Origin of the sequence: Pontibacter sp. H249 (assembly GCF_037892465.1) — a bacterium.
Classification (GTDB): Bacteria; Bacteroidota; Bacteroidia; order Cytophagales; family Hymenobacteraceae; genus Pontibacter.
Genome location: NZ_JBBKTR010000006.1, coordinates 98,920 through 115,802 on the forward strand (window position 1 = coordinate 98,920; position 16,883 = coordinate 115,802).

Annotated in this window: 14 protein-coding genes; 8 read left to right on the top strand and 6 right to left on the bottom strand. The window is 44.0% G+C overall.

Annotation, left to right across the window (positions count from 1 at the left end):
- Positions 1 to 8: 8 nt before the first annotated feature.
- Positions 9 to 2,087: an alpha-ketoacid dehydrogenase subunit alpha/beta gene (locus WG943_RS09780; protein ID WP_340408579.1), complete on the bottom strand. Its 2,079-nt coding sequence runs from the start codon at positions 2,085 to 2,087 to the stop codon at positions 9 to 11.
- Positions 2,088 to 2,392: 305 nt separating this feature from the next.
- Between WG943_RS09780 and hemF the strand changes: the two genes are divergently transcribed.
- From hemF to WG943_RS09800, 4 genes are read left to right on the top strand one after another with little or no spacing between them, the layout of a single operon-like run.
- Positions 2,393 to 3,292: an oxygen-dependent coproporphyrinogen oxidase gene (gene hemF / locus WG943_RS09785; protein ID WP_340408580.1), complete on the top strand. Its 900-nt coding sequence runs from the start codon at positions 2,393 to 2,395 to the stop codon at positions 3,290 to 3,292.
- Positions 3,293 to 3,298: 6 nt separating this feature from the next.
- Positions 3,299 to 3,871, top strand: a complete 573-nt coding sequence (locus WG943_RS09790) for a phosphatase PAP2 family protein (RefSeq protein WP_340408582.1) — start codon at positions 3,299 to 3,301, stop codon at positions 3,869 to 3,871.
- A gap of 50 nt (positions 3,872 to 3,921) precedes the next feature.
- Entirely contained in the window at positions 3,922 to 6,297 is a 2,376-nt protein-coding gene (locus WG943_RS09795) for a TonB-dependent receptor (RefSeq protein ID WP_340408584.1), read from the top strand.
- A gap of 1 nt (position 6,298) precedes the next feature.
- Positions 6,299 to 7,234: a DUF4249 family protein gene (locus WG943_RS09800; RefSeq protein ID WP_340408585.1), complete on the top strand. Its 936-nt coding sequence runs from the start codon at positions 6,299 to 6,301 to the stop codon at positions 7,232 to 7,234.
- A gap of 110 nt (positions 7,235 to 7,344) precedes the next feature.
- On the opposite strand, the gene WG943_RS09805 is transcribed toward WG943_RS09800, so the two are convergent.
- A complete protein-coding gene (locus WG943_RS09805) occupies positions 7,345 to 7,929 on the bottom strand; it encodes a riboflavin synthase (protein ID WP_340408586.1) in 585 nt (194 codons plus the stop codon).
- 188 nt (positions 7,930 to 8,117) lie between these two features.
- Between WG943_RS09805 and WG943_RS09810 the strand changes: the two genes are divergently transcribed.
- The 4 genes from WG943_RS09810 (at position 8,118) to WG943_RS09825 (ending at position 11,095) form a co-directional block, all read left to right on the top strand.
- Complete coding sequence (locus tag WG943_RS09810; protein ID WP_340408587.1) at positions 8,118 to 8,780, top strand: protein-L-isoaspartate(D-aspartate) O-methyltransferase; 663 nt, start codon at positions 8,118 to 8,120, stop codon at positions 8,778 to 8,780.
- Positions 8,781 to 8,852: 72 nt separating this feature from the next.
- Complete coding sequence (locus WG943_RS09815; RefSeq protein WP_340408589.1) at positions 8,853 to 9,668, top strand: gliding motility protein GldB-related protein; 816 nt, start codon at positions 8,853 to 8,855, stop codon at positions 9,666 to 9,668.
- Positions 9,669 to 9,898: 230 nt separating this feature from the next.
- On the top strand, positions 9,899 to 10,432 hold the full coding sequence (locus WG943_RS09820; protein WP_219878955.1) for an acyl-CoA thioesterase: 534 nt from the start codon (positions 9,899 to 9,901) through the stop codon (positions 10,430 to 10,432).
- 6 nt (positions 10,433 to 10,438) lie between these two features.
- On the top strand, positions 10,439 to 11,095 hold the full coding sequence (locus WG943_RS09825) for a hypothetical protein (protein WP_340408591.1): 657 nt from the start codon (positions 10,439 to 10,441) through the stop codon (positions 11,093 to 11,095).
- Positions 11,096 to 11,268: 173 nt separating this feature from the next.
- Here WG943_RS09825 and WG943_RS09830 read toward each other — a convergent pair whose 3' ends face one another.
- From WG943_RS09830 to alaS, 4 genes are read right to left on the bottom strand one after another with little or no spacing between them, the layout of a single operon-like run.
- Entirely contained in the window at positions 11,269 to 12,381 is a 1,113-nt protein-coding gene (locus WG943_RS09830; protein ID WP_340408592.1) for a TlpA disulfide reductase family protein, read from the bottom strand.
- A gap of 10 nt (positions 12,382 to 12,391) precedes the next feature.
- Positions 12,392 to 13,849, bottom strand: a complete 1,458-nt coding sequence (gene gatB / locus WG943_RS09835) for an Asp-tRNA(Asn)/Glu-tRNA(Gln) amidotransferase subunit GatB (protein ID WP_340408593.1) — start codon at positions 13,847 to 13,849, stop codon at positions 12,392 to 12,394.
- A gap of 60 nt (positions 13,850 to 13,909) precedes the next feature.
- Entirely contained in the window at positions 13,910 to 14,215 is a 306-nt protein-coding gene (locus tag WG943_RS09840) for a hypothetical protein (RefSeq protein ID WP_340408594.1), read from the bottom strand.
- Positions 14,216 to 14,226: 11 nt separating this feature from the next.
- The gene (gene alaS / locus WG943_RS09845) at positions 14,227 to 16,857 is read right to left on the bottom strand and encodes an alanine--tRNA ligase (protein WP_340408596.1); all 2,631 of its coding nucleotides are present in this window, start codon (positions 16,855 to 16,857) and stop codon (positions 14,227 to 14,229) included.
- Positions 16,858 to 16,883: the final 26 nt, after the last annotated feature.

Genomic DNA, 16,883 nt, shown 5'->3' on the forward strand with positions numbered 1-16,883 from the left:
CTTATTTGCTAGTAATTCAGTAATTCATCGAGCACATTGGCTACTTTTTCAGGGTTTGGCAGCATCATTTTCTCAAGTTCCACATTCAGTGGAATGGCTGGTAAATTGGCGGCTCCTAAAGTATAAATTGGCGCATCTAGCTTCTGGAAACAATCCTTAGACAATCGGCCAGCTAATGACTCAGCAAAAGAGTTCATCAATGGTTCTTCTGTTAACACCAGCGCCTTTCCGTGACGTTCTACGGATGCTTTCACAGTTTCATAATCAAGTGGGTTAAGCGTTCGCAGGTCTACAATTTCGATACTCCCTGGGAATTGCTTAGAGGCTGTTTTAGCCCAGTAAACACCCATACCGTACGTAATTACAGTTAAGCTATTGCCCATGCGCATTTCCTCCTCATCGGCCTTCTGCACAATATTGGCTTTACCTAAAGGCAAAATGTAGTTCTCATCCGGCTCAATGGTTTTTGCATCTTCTGTACCTGGTACTTTAGACCAGTAAATACCCTTGTGCTCCAGCATCACCACAGGGTTTGGGTCTAAGAAGGCAGCTTTCATCAACCCTTTCATATCAGCAGCATTACTTGGGAACACTACTTTTATACCCCTGATGTTCATCAATGTAGATTCTATACTTCCGGAGTGATATGGGCCACCTCCACCGTAAGCACCAATTGGAACACGAATTACAGACTGAATCGGGAATTTACCATTGCTCAGGTAGCAACTCTTAGACAACTCTTCCACTAACTGGTTAATACCTGGCCAGATATAATCTGCGAATTGTATCTCTACAATAGCTTTGGCTCCTACTGCCGACATACCAGCCGTAGAACCTACAATGTAAGCTTCCTGAATCGGAGTATTAAATACACGAGCATCGCCATATTTTTTAGCCAGCAAAGCTGCCTCCCTAAAAACGCCACCAAGTTCACCGCCAACGTCCTGGCCATAGAACAATGCCTCCGGGTAGGTACGAAGGATATCATCTACTGCATGAAGCGCGGCATCCACCATAATCACCTTTTCAGCGCCAGCAGGTGTTCTTTCACCTTGCTCTTCGGTAACAGGTGTAGGCGCAAACTCATGCTGATCAAACGTACTCGGCTCAGGGTTGGGTGCTTCTAGTGCTTTGTGATAGTCAGCTGCTACAGTTGCTACCGCTTCTGCTTCTAACTGGTCAATCTCGTCCTGGCTTACATCAGCATCTACTAACGCCTGGCGCAGCTTCGGGATCGGATCGTCTACAGCATGCTCATTTAAGTTAGTGCCACGATACCACTCACGGCGAACACCGGAAGTATGGTGACCCAACAAAGGCACTTTAGCATGTACGAGTATTGGTTTGCGAACTTTACGTGCATATTCAAAGGCTACGCGCATTCCTTCGTATGATTCTTCAAAGTCAGAACCGTTTACACGCAGGCGTTCCATTCCTTTAAAGCCCGCCGCATACTCATAGGCATCCATGGCACGCATTTCCTTGCCGGTAGCAGAAATCCCCCAATCGTTATCCTGAATCAGGTAAACGATCGGCAAATTTTTAAGTATGGCCATTTGGAAAGCTTCTGCTACTTCTCCTTCTGTTACAGAGCCATCGCCCAAAGAGCATAGTACCACTGGCTTCTCCCCCACGTTTAGCAGGCCCTGCCCCTCCAGGTACGCAATGCCGTGCGCCATGCCTGTAGCCGGAATAGCTTGCATACCTGTAGCAGAACTCTGGTGCGGTATTGTCGGGAAACCTTCTCTTTTTAGTGATGGATGTCCGTAGTAAGTACGACCTCCTGAAAATGGATCGTCGGCTTTTGCCATTAGCTGGAGCATGAGCTCGTACGGTTGCATACCAATACCCAGCAAAATAGAATCATCTCTGTAGTATGGCGAGGCGTAGTCGTAAGGCTTTAATTGAAAAGCGGCTGCAAGTTGTATCGCTTCGTGTCCACGTGAGGTGCTATGCACATACTTGCTGCAGATGGCTTTGTTTTCTTCGTAGGTATCTGCCATGGTTTTGGCAGTAATCATGAGGCGGTAAGCTTTTTTAAGCAGATCGATGTCCAGCTTAACGGCTTCCAATGTATCTTTTGACATATAGTGCTTATCTTTTGCCCGAAAATAAGAAATTCTGGCCTTTTTCTAAAATCCTGTGCTTGGCTTCGCTACTCCGGCAATTATCGGTATTTTTGCAGCAGCTATACTTTTAGCCGGACAAAGGACAGCTTGACAATAATCGAAGGACTTATTAGTTGAATGAAGTTCTCTTTGTCCATGCTGATTCAATCAAGAATTGATTTGTAGCTCTTTTACCTTAAAAGTATGACTTTAGTTAATACATTGGATTATACAGTACTTAAGAATCCTTTGTCTTTTGTCAAATATTCTTTTGTCTAAAAATTATGTTCAGAGATAAAGTTGAGGCGTTTATGCGCCAGTTCCAGAAAGACCTGTATCAGGCTTTAGAAGATTGCGACGGTGGTGCCAGGTTTACTGCTGATGAGTGGCAGCACGAAGGGGGTGGCGGCGGAATATCACGCGTAATCGAAAACGGCGCTGTGTTGGAAAAAGGAGGTGTAAATTTTTCTGCTGTTCAAGGTGAGTTATCTCCCCAGTTCCTGAAAATGCTGCAAATGCCCGACCCTGCATACTTTGCGACAGGCGTTTCGGTGGTAATGCATCCACATAGCCCGATGGTGCCCATTACGCACATGAACGTACGCTATTTTGAGGCCGGTAACGGTCAGGCCTGGTTTGGCGGCGGTATTGATCTCACTCCTATTTATCTGGACCTTAAACAGGCACGGGAATTTCATGAACAAATGAAAACCGTTTGTGATAAGCACCACCCAAGCTATTATCCAGAATTTAAAAAATGGGCCGATGATTACTTCTACAACGAGCACCGCGAAGAAACTCGTGGAGTGGGCGGTATCTTCTTCGACAGGCTGATGGCTACCGATGAAATAAGTATGGAAGACAGATTGGCATTTGTGCACGATGTAGCTTATGCCTTCATACCTTTTTATACAAGTATCATCAACCAAAACCGAGATTTGCCATACGGCGAGAAGGAAAAGCAGTGGCAACTAATCCGTAGGGGGCGCTATGTGGAGTTTAACTTAGTATATGATCGAGGCACTAAGTTTGGTTTACTTACTAAAGGAAGAATCGAATCCATATTGATGAGTTTGCCAACCCATGCTTCCTGGCATTATAATTTTATACCTGAAGCTGGCAGTGCAGAAGAAAAAACCCAGCAATACCTGAAAAAAGACATTGACTGGCTGCAGGTGCAGTAAGCCTTTATGGAAACATTAGAGCAACTGGATAAGGATGTTTTTCTTTATCTAAACGACATACAGAGCCCTTTTTGGGATACCATTATGGTTCTGGTATCTAATAAGTATTTCTGGATACCATTTTACTTAGGCTTAATAGCTTACTTGGTGTGGCGTTACCGCAAACAAAGTATGGCTATGCTGGGTATGGCGATTGTGGCTATTGGTCTGGCAGACTTTGTTGCATCCGGCATCTTTAAACCATACTTTCTGCGCCTGCGCCCCTGCCACGACCCCTCGTTAGCAGAATTCGTGAATATAGTAGAAGGCTGTGGCGGGCAATTTGGCTTTATGTCGTCGCATGCGTCTACCAGCTTTGCCCTGGCTGTTTTCTTCAATCTTATACTTTCCGACAGGTATTTTATTTTTAAGATTGTGCTAGTGGCGTGGGCTGTTATCGTATCGTATAGTCGTATTTACCTTGGGGTACATTACCCAGGAGACATAATTGGCGGTGCGTTATTGGGTTCTTTCCTGGCATATGTGTGCTCGCTGGGTTATAATATTTTACTAAACAAATATCCCCAGTTAGTACGTTAAACCTTTCACACGAAGTGTTGTTTCCTTTGTGTTCATCAAAGGCTTGTACTTTGCGCATACATCTCTATACTTTTATACTAACAGCTATATTGTTGGTAACGGCTAACAGGTCGGTTGCCCAGCAACTTTATACTTTGTCGGGTCGGGTGCTAGATGCGCAATCTGGCGAGGCTCTGGCTGGTGCTTCTTTATTTCTAAAAGAACGCCCCAGCGCTGGCGCTGTAACAGATGCTACTGGCAGGTATACTTTTACTGCACCGGCTGGCACCTATACATTAATAAGCCGCTACATTGGCTACAATGATCTGGAGCAGCAGCTGGTACTTAGCAATAACAAGCAGCTTACTATACGGCTATCCACTAAAGCTTATGGTGTACAAGAAGTGGAAGTTATTGGCACCCGACAGCTACCTATGACCCAGACAGCTACCATGGGCCAGATTGATATTCCCCTGGAAACCATTAAAACTTTGCCTGTTCTTTTCGGTGAGACTGATATTTTAAAAACGGTACAGCTAATGCCGGGTGTACAATCGGGAGGCGAAGGAAACACTGGTTATTACGTTCGTGGCGGCGGTTCCGACCAAAACCTGGTGCTGCTAGACAAGGCAACGATCTATAACCCGGGGCATCTTCTCAACTTTTTCTCGGTATTTAACAGCGATGCCATCGAAAATACTACCCTCTTTAAAGGAAACATGCCGGCCAGGTATGGAGGCAGGCTTTCGTCGGTGCTTGATGTAGAAATGAAGGATGGCAGCATGACTGATTATAGCGCAGCTGGCGGTGTAGGGTTAATTGCATCACGCCTTACCTTGCAAGGTCCTATTGCTAAAGAGAAAGCATCCTTTATACTTTCAGGTCGCAGAACGTATATAGATGTACTGACCGAACCATTTCTTAAAAACACCGACCAAGGTGGTGTACCCTATTTTTTTTACGACCTGAACGGGAAGCTTACCTATACTTTATCCCAAAAAGACAGGCTTTACCTTAGTGGTTATTATGGTCGCGATAAAGGTACCTTACGCCTAAACGATGGCAGGTTCGAAGCTGATTTTTACTGGGGAAATGCCAGTGCTACTGCCCGTTGGAACCATATATTCAGTGATAAGTTGTTTATGGATGCCTCTGCCCTACTTAGTAACTATGACTTTGAGTTTACATGGGATTATGGCGGTTATACAACTGTTCTGCAAACCGGCGTTCGAGACTACAGCTTTAACCTCGATTTTGACTATACTCCTAATGTTAGGCACAACATAAAGTATGGCATGCACTATACTTACCACACCCTTAAACCTAGAACCGGAGAGGCAGAGGGTGTAGAAGGTGACGCATTTCAAACGTCTCGAATTAACTCGAAGTATGCCCACGAAACTGCCTTTTATATTTCTGATGACTGGAACCTGACGGATAAACTGTTGCTAAGCCTTGGCCTAAGAAGCAGCCACTTTGTACAAGTTGGCCCATTTAGTTTTTATGAGTTTAACCAAAACGAACAGGTAGTGGATTCAACGTACTTCAGCGGCAGCTCAACAGTAAAGGATTTTCACAATTTGGAGCCGCGCGCTGCCATACGCTATACTTTAAACAGCAAATCCTCTGTTAAGGCAGCCTTTGCGCAATCTGCACAGTATCTGCACCTAGTATCTAATGCCTATACTACGTTGCCGTTGGATGTGTGGGTGCCTAGTTCTGCTATTGTAGAGCCGCAACGTGCCACACAATACGCGCTAGGTTACTTTAGGAGCATAAAAGAGAACCAGTACGAAGGCTCTTTAGAAGTATACTACAAAACAATGGAAAACCAGCTAGAGTACCGCGAAGGGTATGCTGTAGGGCCAAGTAACCGCGATTTAGAGTATGAGTTTGTTAGTGGTAGCGGCGAGTCGTATGGTGTGGAACTGTTTTTGCGCAAGAATTTCGGCGATCTGCAGGGCTGGATTGGTTATACTTTGTCGCGCACCACACGGCAATTTCCTGACTTAAACCAAGGAACTACCTTTCCTGCCCGTTTCGATCGCCGCCACGACCTTTCTGTGGTCGCCAACTATAAACTCAATAAAAGATGGACATTTGGTGGCACTTTTGTTTACGGTACCGGGCAGGCAACCACCATGCCAGTTAGGCGCTATGCCATTGAAGGTAATGTAGTGTACCAGTACGGCGATAGGAACAGCTTTAGAATGGAACCCACACACCGCCTTGATCTGGCTGCTACCTTAGAAGGCAGAAAGTATAAAAACATCCAAAACAGCTTTACTTTCTCCATCTACAACGTGTATGGCCGCCGCAATCCGTTTTTATACTACATTGATAACGAGGGTGAACCTTACAGCGAAGATATAAGACTACAGGCAAAAAAAGTATCTATCATTCCTTTTCCGCTGCCCTCTGTAACCTGGAACTTTAGCTGGAAATGATATGAAAAACACACACGTTATACTGCTAATGTTGAGTTTGCTGCTTTTATCTAGTTGCGAAGAAAGTATAACTATTGATATACCTGAAGGCAAAGAGCAATTGGTAGTAGAGGGTCACATAGAGCAAGGTGCTCCGCCTATTGTCATACTTACCAAATCTGTTCCTGTATTTGCGAATGTATCATTCGAAACCTTACAAAATGCTTTTGTGCATGATGCACAGATAACGGTGAGTACAAGCGGGCAAGCTTATACTTTGCAGGAAATCAGTTCAGCCTCCTTTACAGAAGAACTTAAGCAGCAGGTAGCAACCCAATTTGGACTACCCGTTAATTTGTTGAACGGTGCAAGCGGCTTTCCATTTTATGTATATACCACGGATGCACTAAAAGGTGATATTGGCAAAAGTTATAACCTGCGTATAAGCTATCAGGGTGAGGTACTAACAGCCACTACAACCATTCCAAACTTAAACCCAATAGCCGCGTTATCGACAGCCCCTCATCCCAAACCTGAACAGGACAGCCTTAAAATACTCCTGTACCGCTATGCAGATCCAGATACGCTAGGAAACAGCGTTCGCTACTTTACCAAACGTAACTCTGAACCTTACTATCCTGGCTTGTTTGGTTCTGTTTTTAATGATGAACTGATAAACGGCAGCAGCATTACTTTCCCACTTGACAGAGGCGAACCTAAAGGTCAAGCAGAAATCAACGAAGATCTATATGGCTATTTTGGTCGTGGCGATACCGTTACAGTTCGCTGGGCAGCCATAGACCTGGCGCATTTTCGTTTTTGGAATACTTTAGAAAGCGAACAAAACAGCAACGGCAGCCCCATTGGTTCACCTAATACCACCCGCTCTAATATTATTGGTGGTTTGGGCATCTGGGGCGGCTATGGAGTTACCTATCACACGCTGATAATTGAATAAGCCGACGATTGATTCTGAATGAGAGGATGAGTGAACAATTGAACTGCATTTCTGTAAATACAGCTTTTGCATCAACCATAAATCCACCCAACTCACCCACTCTTTAATAGTTACTTCCCTAACAAACGAGCTACATACTTTCCAATGATGTCAAACTCAAGATTTACCATGTCGCCTGGCTTTACTTGGTGCAGGTTAGTGTGCTCATATGTATAAGGTATAATAGCAACTGAAAAAGCATTTTCTTTAGAGTTGAAAACGGTTAAACTGATGCCGTTTACACAGATAGAGCCTTTTTCAACGGTTACATTACCTAAACTTGGGTCATACCGAAAGGTAAAAATCCAGCTACCATTTTCATCTACCACAGATTCACAAAAGCCGGTCTGGTCTACATGGCCCTGTACTACGTGTCCATCAAAGCGCCCATTAGCCTGCATGCAACGCTCTAAGTTTACCTTATCTCCTACTTTTAAGCTATTCAGGTTAGTCTTCTTTAACGTTTCATCAATGGCAGTAACGGTGTATTTATCTTCGTTTATACTAACTACAGTAAGACATACGCCATTATGAGCAAGGCTCTGGTCAATCTTCAGTTCTTGGGTAAAGGGGCCGGTGAGAGTAAAGTGCTTGTTTGTGTTCTCTTCTCGTATATCGGTAACCTGGCCTAGTGCCTCTATTATTCCTGTAAACATGGTTTTGCTTCTGGTTTATACTTCAAATTTACAGCTTTAGTCCCTTTTTGGTGCACTTCCTAAATTTTTAATGTCCGATTTATACTTCAGTTGCTTATTTTCGCATACAAATCCTTTTTTATCCCGAGCAAGTAAGATAAAAGTAAGGCATTAAAGTAACCTTAGTACCTAACATTACAACAGAGAAAATGCAGACAGACTCATACAGACACCGTGGCATGCGCCGTGCATTAGTAAACCAACTGCGCGAAAAAGGCATACGCGACGAACGTGTGTTGGCTGCCATTGGTACTGTGCCTCGTCATTTCTTTTTTGATAAAGCTTTTGTGGAGCAGGCATACCAAGACAAGGCTTTCCCCATCGGCGAAGGGCAGACTATTTCTCAGCCTTACACTGTTGCTTTCCAAACGGAGCTGCTGCAGCTAAAGCCTACCGATAAGGTGCTAGAGATTGGCACTGGCTCTGGATACCAATGCACTGTATTACTTCAGATTACTCCTCAGGTGTATACTATAGAGTATAACCGTGCCCTTTACGAAAAATCATTGCTGTTCTTTAAAAAGTATGGTTTAAAACCACACACTTTCCACGGCGATGGTTCTTTAGGCTTGCCTCAACACGCACCCTACGATAAAATAATTGTAACAGCCGGTGCTCCGGGTGTACCTAAGGCCCTTGTGCAACAACTAAATGTAGGTGGTTGCCTGGTTATACCTGTGGGTAGCGAGAGTAGCCAGAAAATGTTGCGCATAACGCGAGTAGAGCCAAATGAATTTACCCAAGAAGAATTTACCAGTTTTAAATTTGTGCCTTTGCTCGGTAAGTCCGGTTGGGAATCTGAGAAGTTCTGATGTTAAAACTAGCGTAAGAGTGCAACCATAGTTCATGTGGCTTGTCTTTATCAAAAAAAAAGCTGCAGAACCATGAAAAAAACGCTTATTGCACTAGCACTTATATTTTGTTGTATTTCCGTTTGCAAGGCTCAACAACAGTTTGAGGCTATTTATTCTGATGTAACCCTATTCTGGCAAGCTTTTGATAGACTACAGCAGGCACAAACCAAAGAAGACTCTATTGCCATACTTGAACAGGAGTATATAGCTAAAGCCTCTCCGGGAGTAGAGCAGTTTATGCAAGGCCGAATATCCAGTGGTAAATACCTCCAGAAAACTATTAGCAAGCACCGCAATTACTACACTTATCTCCGCAACCATACTTCCAAACTAGACCAGATCATACCCCGCCTGGATAAGCACTATAAACGGCTAAAGCGGCTATACCCGGAAACCGATATCCCTAAAGTATACTTTGTAATTGGGGCTTTAAACTCTGCAGGTACCATTAAGCAGGATCCAATTGTTGGGGTAGATATGTTTGGCTATTACCCAGATACACCTAAAGAGGAACTCAGCCCATGGCTTAAATCAGTATTAAGACCAATAGAGGCTATTGATGTGATAGTGCTGCATGAAATGGTGCATGTTTTACAAAAAGGCTACGATGGAACTGAGGAAACGCTTTTGAAAAGAAGTATAGGCGAAGGTGCTGCAGATTTTGTGGGAGAGTTAGTTACTAAAAGCAGCATAAACGAGCATGTGTACGCCTATGGCAATAAACATGAGCATAAACTGTGGCTTCAGTTTAAAGATGAAATGCACGGCACGGACGTAAGCAACTGGCTTTACAATGGCCTGGACAGTAAAGAAAGACCAGCTGACTTAGGATATTTTGGGCTATAAAATTTGTGAAGCCTATTACAAAAATGCACGCAATAAGAAGCAGGCAATAAAAGATATCCTGGATATTAAAGATTATACTTTATTTCTGGAGAAGAGCGGCTACGCCAGCAAGTTTAACAAATCGTTAAGTTTGAAGTAGAAGCAGCCTTTTTTAGGCCATCACCAAAAGTATATTTTATGCTTTGCTCAATGCGGCGTATCTTTGTGCCATCAAAAAAAGCATAATTGTAATGCGTAAACAGAAAAAAGTACAGGATTCTTACGTTATCATGACGGAACTGGTATTGCCAAACGATACCAATACACTTCACAACTTAATGGGTGGCCGCATGATGCATTGGATGGACATTGTGTCGGCTATTGCTGCGCAGAAACACTCTAACCGCATTGTGGTAACCGCATCGGTAGATAACGTATCTTTCTCTGAAAGTATAAAACTAGGCAATGTTGTAACCTTGGAAGCTAAAGTTACCCGTGCTTTTAACTCCTCAATGGAGGTGCACATTGTAGTATATGCCGAGGATATTCCAAGCGGTAAAAAGGTAAAATCAAACCAGGCATTCTTCACCTTTGTGGCCGTAGACCAGTTGGGCAACCCAATTGATGTGCCTGAAGCTTTACCGGAAACAGAAGAAGAGATTAGGTTATACGATGGAGCCCTTCGCCGCCGTCAGCTGCGACTGGTATTAGCCGGACGAATGAAGCCAAGCGAGGCAAATGAGCTACGCTCTATTTTCGATATTAAAGAAGGCGCAGAAGGATAAGAAAGTATGACAGGGTTACAGGCAGATAAACTAAGTAGCGAGTTTTTAAAGAACTTTATTTCCGAAACTATTTATTTGATAGATGGAGATATAGCTGCGTCTCTACCTGCTTTACCTGAAATAGCGGAAGCTACGCCTGAAGCTCCAGTTGCAGCTGCTGAGGCAGCAGCAACTCTAAAAGAGGAGTCTCCTGTTCCTCCTTCTCAACACAAACCTAAACCTACTCCTACCCTACCTAAGTTTCCTAAATCCGAAGCTGCTACTACTCCAGGTAAGTATAAAACTATAGGTGATAACAGAAAAGGTGTAGTTATACTTGTAACGCTACCAGAAGAGCAATTTTTAAAGCTGCCACATTTGGAGTTCCTGAACAAAATATTAGGCGCAATCGGTTTAATGCCTACGGATGTAGCTTATTTAAACAATGTATCTGGTGCTATTGCGAGATTTGAGGATATGCAGCAGGAATTGCAGGTAAACTATATAATCAGCTTTGCCAGCCGCCTTGATACCGATCTGCCACACGATAAATTCACACTTTATAATCCGGTGTTGGTTGGCAAAGTTCCTGTAATTTTCTCTCAGGCACTTGCCATGCTAGAGCACGATGTAGATCATAAGAAGCAGCTCTGGGGTGCTTTGCAAAAGGTATTTAATCGATAATTAAGTTTCAGTAGGTTTCTAGGAATAGTAATTCCTAAAAGCAAATTTTTACCTCTGACCTAAAGCTTTAAATGATAAATCTCGATTAAGTTAATTAATAAAAAGAGAGCGGCCTTTCAATTGTGAAAGGCCGCTCTCTTTTTATACTTGCTAGATATTTTAGTCTTAATTTTTTACTGCAGCAATGTGGCTAATTTAGCCTCCAACTCCGCACCTCTTAAACCTTTGGCTATAATTTTACCATCCGGATCAATTAATACAGTCTGTGGGATTGCTGTAACGTTATAAAGTACGGCGGCACTGCTTTCCCATCCTTTTAAGTCAGAAACATGCGGCCAGGTTAGCTTGTCTTTCTCGATAGCACCTAACCACTTCTCTCTGTTCTGGTCTAAGGATACACCAAATATTTCGAAGCCTTTGCCTTTATACTTGTTGTACATTTTAACCACATTGGGATTTTCTACACGGCATGGTCCGCACCAACTAGCCCAGAAGTCAATTAACACATATTTTCCGCGCAAAGAAGACAGTGATTTAGTTGCACCATTTGGTGTAGGCAGTGAAATATCTGGAGCCATTTGGCCAACAGATGTAGAACGCAATGGCTTCAGGCGATCATTAAGTCTCTTAGTGTACTGAGAATTTGGAATATTCTGCGTGTACAGGTTAGCCATACTATCAGCAAAAGCAAAGTCATTTATCGGGTCAATCAAACTAGCTGTACCGAAAGCTGACACCACAGAAGCAGGGTGCTGCGCTAGGAATTTTTTAGTTTCCTTTTGCATAGCCATAAACTCCTGGCGGATCTTCTCAGCTTCTTCCTCCTGATCATTTTGCATTGCTTGGTTAAAGCGCTGCTCCAATTCCATTTGCTTTGCACGGTTTTCATTCACCAGCTTATTTAGCTCCTGAAACAACGTAGACTCTTCTGAGCCTTCAATTTTAACCGTACCATTCAGGTCTTTTGCATCAGCATTAACTTTAATCTTACCACTATCCAACACAACCATCAATCCGTTCTGCTGATCTGTAGCAATGCGGTAAAAAGTGGGCTCATCCACGTTACCAGTAAATGTAAAGGTACCGTCAGCGCCTATTTGGGCAGTATCACGTGGTACAAACTGCTGCTCATCCAACTCAAATAAATAAACCGGACCTGCGGTGGCATTTTCAAATTTACCCTCGACAACATAGCCACTTGTTTCGTTAGAAGTAGTTTCTTTGCCTTGACAAGCGGCCATTAAAGCTGCTGCAGATGCGGCAATAACTATTTTATTAAATTTCATAGATCTAATTTTAGGCATTTAATCCAGCTTGCAATAATTGGTTAGCCACTTTAGGATCTGCTTTGCCTTTTGTCTTCTTCATAATCTCACCCATAAACATCCCGATTAGCGACTGTTTTCCGGCTTTATACTCTTCTACCTTTGCAGGGTTAGCAGCCAGTATTTCCTTAACGATTTGTGCTAACTCATCAGTATTAGAATCCTGTAATAAGTTTTGCTCCTCCGCTACTTGTTGTGCAGTAGTTTCAGGATGCTCGAGCATGTACGGGAAAATTTGTTTAGAGGCAATTGAGTGGCTAACCTTGTTTCCATCTACTAACGAAATTATCTGGGCAATTTGTTCAGGCGCCAGCGGGAAATCGTTAATATGTAGCTGCAATTCGTTCAGATAAGACTTTACAGGCCCCATCATCCAGTTAGAAGCAGCTTTATAGTTGGTGGTCTCTTTACAAAGTTCCTCAAAGTATAAAGCGATCTCTTTTGCATCAGTTAGTACAGCGGCATCATACTCCGGCAGGCCCAATTCGTTCACAAAACGATTGTATAGCACCTGTGGCAAACTTGGCATCGATGCTTTTACACTTTCAAGCCACTCCTGCTCAATTACCAGTGGTTGCAGGTCCGGCTCAGGGAAGTAACGGTAATCGTTCATGGTTTCCTTAGAACGCATGGCTGTTGTAGAGCCTGTATTGGCATCAAAGTTACGTGTTTCGCCTCCTACCTTTTCGCCGTTCTCCAGCACCATAATCTGGCGCTCAATCTCATGCTCAATGGCACGCTGCACATTACGGAACGAGTTCATGTTCTTTACCTCTACCTTCGTACCCCACAGCGGAGAATCCTTCAGCATAACAGAGATGTTGGCGTCGCAACGCAGCGAGCCTTCTTCCATGTTACCGTCGCAAATATCCAGGTATTTCACCAGGCGTTTGATCTCTATCAGGTAATTGTAGGCTTCTACAGAGTCGCGGATATCTGGCTCCGAAACGATCTCGATAAGAGGCACACCGGCACGGTTAAAGTCAACCAGTGTTTCGATCTCACCTGGTAAGTGCATCGATTTACCGGCATCTTCCTCCATGTGGATGCGGGTAATACCTATGCGCTTATCATTTCCTTCAGCGTCTTTGATATCGATATGGCCGTTGGTACAGATAGGCGTTTTATCTTGCGTGATCTGGTATCCTTTCGGCAGATCGGGATAGAAGTAGTTTTTACGTGCATAAATATTGTGGCGCGTAATTTCGCAGTTAGTAGCGATACCCATTTTAGCAGCCATCTCTACTACTTTCTTGTTCACGCGTGGCAACGTACCTGGATGGCCAAGGGTTATGGCAGTCAGGTTCGTGTTCGGCATCATGCCATACTCTGTAGAGTCAGATGAGTAAGCCTTACTATCTGTTAACAGTTGTGCGTGTACTTCCAGACCAATAATTGCCTGATATTTATCTCTTATCTCTTTATCCATTATATGGTTTTCTTATAGCTTTATAATTATAGCATGAATTTTAAACTGTTCATACTTTAATTATACTAAATCAAATATAAGTATTGTAAGTGCAGTAACACCAAGTAAGCTTAAAAGTGCCAGCACCGAAATATAAAATATTTCTTTACCAGCATTTCTTCCATTTTGCAAATACTGCCTTAAAGCAAAGTATAAACCAAAAGGGGCCAAAATAAATACGAGCATTGATGGAGCAGACACGAGTAATTTAAACCAATCACTATCAAGAGCAAATACTCTAGCTGCTAGTCCTAGAAATATCGATGTGCCAAATAAATATACTATGAATTTATAAAACCACTTAGCATTATATCTTTGCACTTCCACACTCATAAATTTTATAATAAGCTTTTAACAAGTTCCACTGCTTTACCAGGCACTGCGGCCAGACCAGCAGAATTCTTACCGCCGGCTGTGGCATAAAATGGCTGACCACCTCCGCCGCCTTGTATCTCTTTGGCAAGTTCGCGTACCATCTGGCTGGCGTTCATGTTCTTTTCAGATACTAAGTTATCAGATAGCATTACTGCAATTTGTGGTTTCCCGTCAATCTCAGCGGCAAGTACAAGTACTAAGTTATCTACTACCTGTCGCATATCAAAAGCCAGTTTCTTTAAGTAGTCAGAAGAGCTAACATCTACTTTCTCAGCCACCAGGTTTATGCCATTCAGTTGCTGTGCATTTTGTGCCAGCGTATCTTTCAGGGTGCCTAGTTGCTTTAACTCAAATTGCTCCAATTGCTTCTGTAGCGCTTTGTAATCGTCTTGTAGTTTCTCTACTGCCCCTGATACATTGCTTTGCGTGTTGAGCACTTCGCGTACCGCATTCAGTTCGTTAACTTGCTGCTGCATGTAGTCTTCTGCTGCGTCACCGGAAATAGCTTCTATACGACGCACACCAGCTGCTACAGAGCTTTCTGATACGATCTTGAAGTAGCCAATATTGCCGGTATTCAGCACGTGCGTACCGCCGCACAGTTCTACAGAATGATCCTGACCAAAAGAGATCACACGCACAAAATCGCCATACTTTTCGCCGAACAGTGCCATCGCTCCCAATTTCTTCGCTTCCTCTATTGGCACGTTACGACTCTCCTCCAAAGGTATAGACTCACGCACACGCTTATTTACCATGTGCTCGATCTGGCGAAGTTCAGCCTCCTCTATCTTAGCAAAGTGTGAGAAGTCGAAACGGAGTAGTTTTTCGTTTACCAAGGAACCGCGCTGCTGTACGTGCTCACCTAAAGCAGACCTTAAAGCAGCATGCAGTAAGTGTGTAGCAGAGTGGTTTCTACGGATCATGTTACGACGCTCCGCATTAATCTCAGCTCTGAAACCGGCCTCTACATGCTGCGGCAGTTTAGCTGTGATATGAAGTATAAGATCGTTCTCTTTTTTCGTATCCAGCACCTCAATTTGCTCGCTATCAGAGATCAGGTAACCAGTATCACCTACCTGTCCGCCGCTTTCTGCATAGAAAGGGGTTTTATCCAGCACCAGGTGATACTCGCTTTTGTTCTTAGTCTTTACCTGGCGGTAGCGCACAATGTGTGAGGCCGATGTATCGCAATCGTAGCCAATAAACTCATTCACCACATCCGGCTGAAGTATAACCCAGTCGGTTTGCTCGGTGGCAGAGGCGTTGCGCGAACGGTTCTTCTGCTGCTCCATCTCTACGCCAAAGCCTGCCTCGTCTACTGTAAAGCCTTTTTCACGGGCAATCAGGGCAGTCAGGTCAAGCGGGAAACCAAAGGTATCGTAAAGTTCGAAAGCTGTTTTGCCGTCGATTGTGTTATTGTTCTGCTTAAAGCTTTCCTCTAAGGCGTCAAGTCGCTTCAGGCCGTTCTCCAGGGTACGCAGGAAAGCATTTTCTTCCTCCTCTATCACACGCTGTACAAAGCCCAGTTGCTGCTTCAGCTCCGGGAATACATGTGCCATCTGGTCTGCCAGCACAGCTGCCAGTTTATACAGGAATGGTTTCTTGAAGTCAAGGAAGGTAAAGCCGTAACGAACCGCACGACGAAGTATACGGCGGATCACATAACCAGCCTTGTTATTTGATGGTAACTGACCGTCGGCAATGGTAAAGGCAATGGCACGGATGTGATCAGAAATTACACGGATGGCAATGTCTGTTTTCTCGTTCTCGCCATAGGTTACGCCTGCCTCTTTGGCCACATACTGTATCAGCGGCTGGAAAACATCGGTATCGTAGTTAGAACGTTTGCCCTGGATAGCCATACACAAACGCTCGAAGCCCATTCCTGTATCTACATGCTGCGCAGGCAGTTTTACCAGCGAGCCATCTGCCAGGCGGTTGAACTCCATAAATACGTTATTCCAGATCTCTACAACCTGCGGGTGATCGTTATTCACTAAAGACTTACCGTCCACCTGTGCACGTTCTTCGTCTGTACGCAAATCCACGTGTATCTCCGAGCACGGGCCGCACGGGCCTGTATCACCCATCTCCCAGAAGTTATCCTTCTTAGAGCCCATCAGGATACGATCCTCAGCGATCATACTTTTCCAGATGTTAAAGGCATCCTGGTCCATTGGCAGGTTCTCAGACTCATCGCCCTGGAAAACCGAAACATACAGCCTGTCTTTAGGCAGACCATATACTTCCGTCAGCAGTTCCCACGACCACTCCAGCGCCTCTTTCTTAAAGTAATCGCCAAACGACCAGTTACCCAGCATTTCGAACATGGTATGGTGGTAGGTGTCGTAACCTACTTCTTCCAGGTCGTTGTGCTTGCCGCTTACGCGAAGGCATTTCTGTGTGTCGGCGATACGCTTGTTAGGGGCAGGTTTGTTGCCCAGAAAGTAGTCTTTGAATGGCGCCATGCCCGAGTTAATAAACATCAGGGTTGGGTCGTCTTTTACCACGATCGGAGCCGAAGGCACGATCTGGTGTTGCTTGGAAGCGAAGAAATCCAGGAACTTTTGTCTAATCTCAGCTGAGTTCATGTATGATTATTAGGCCTTTAGATACT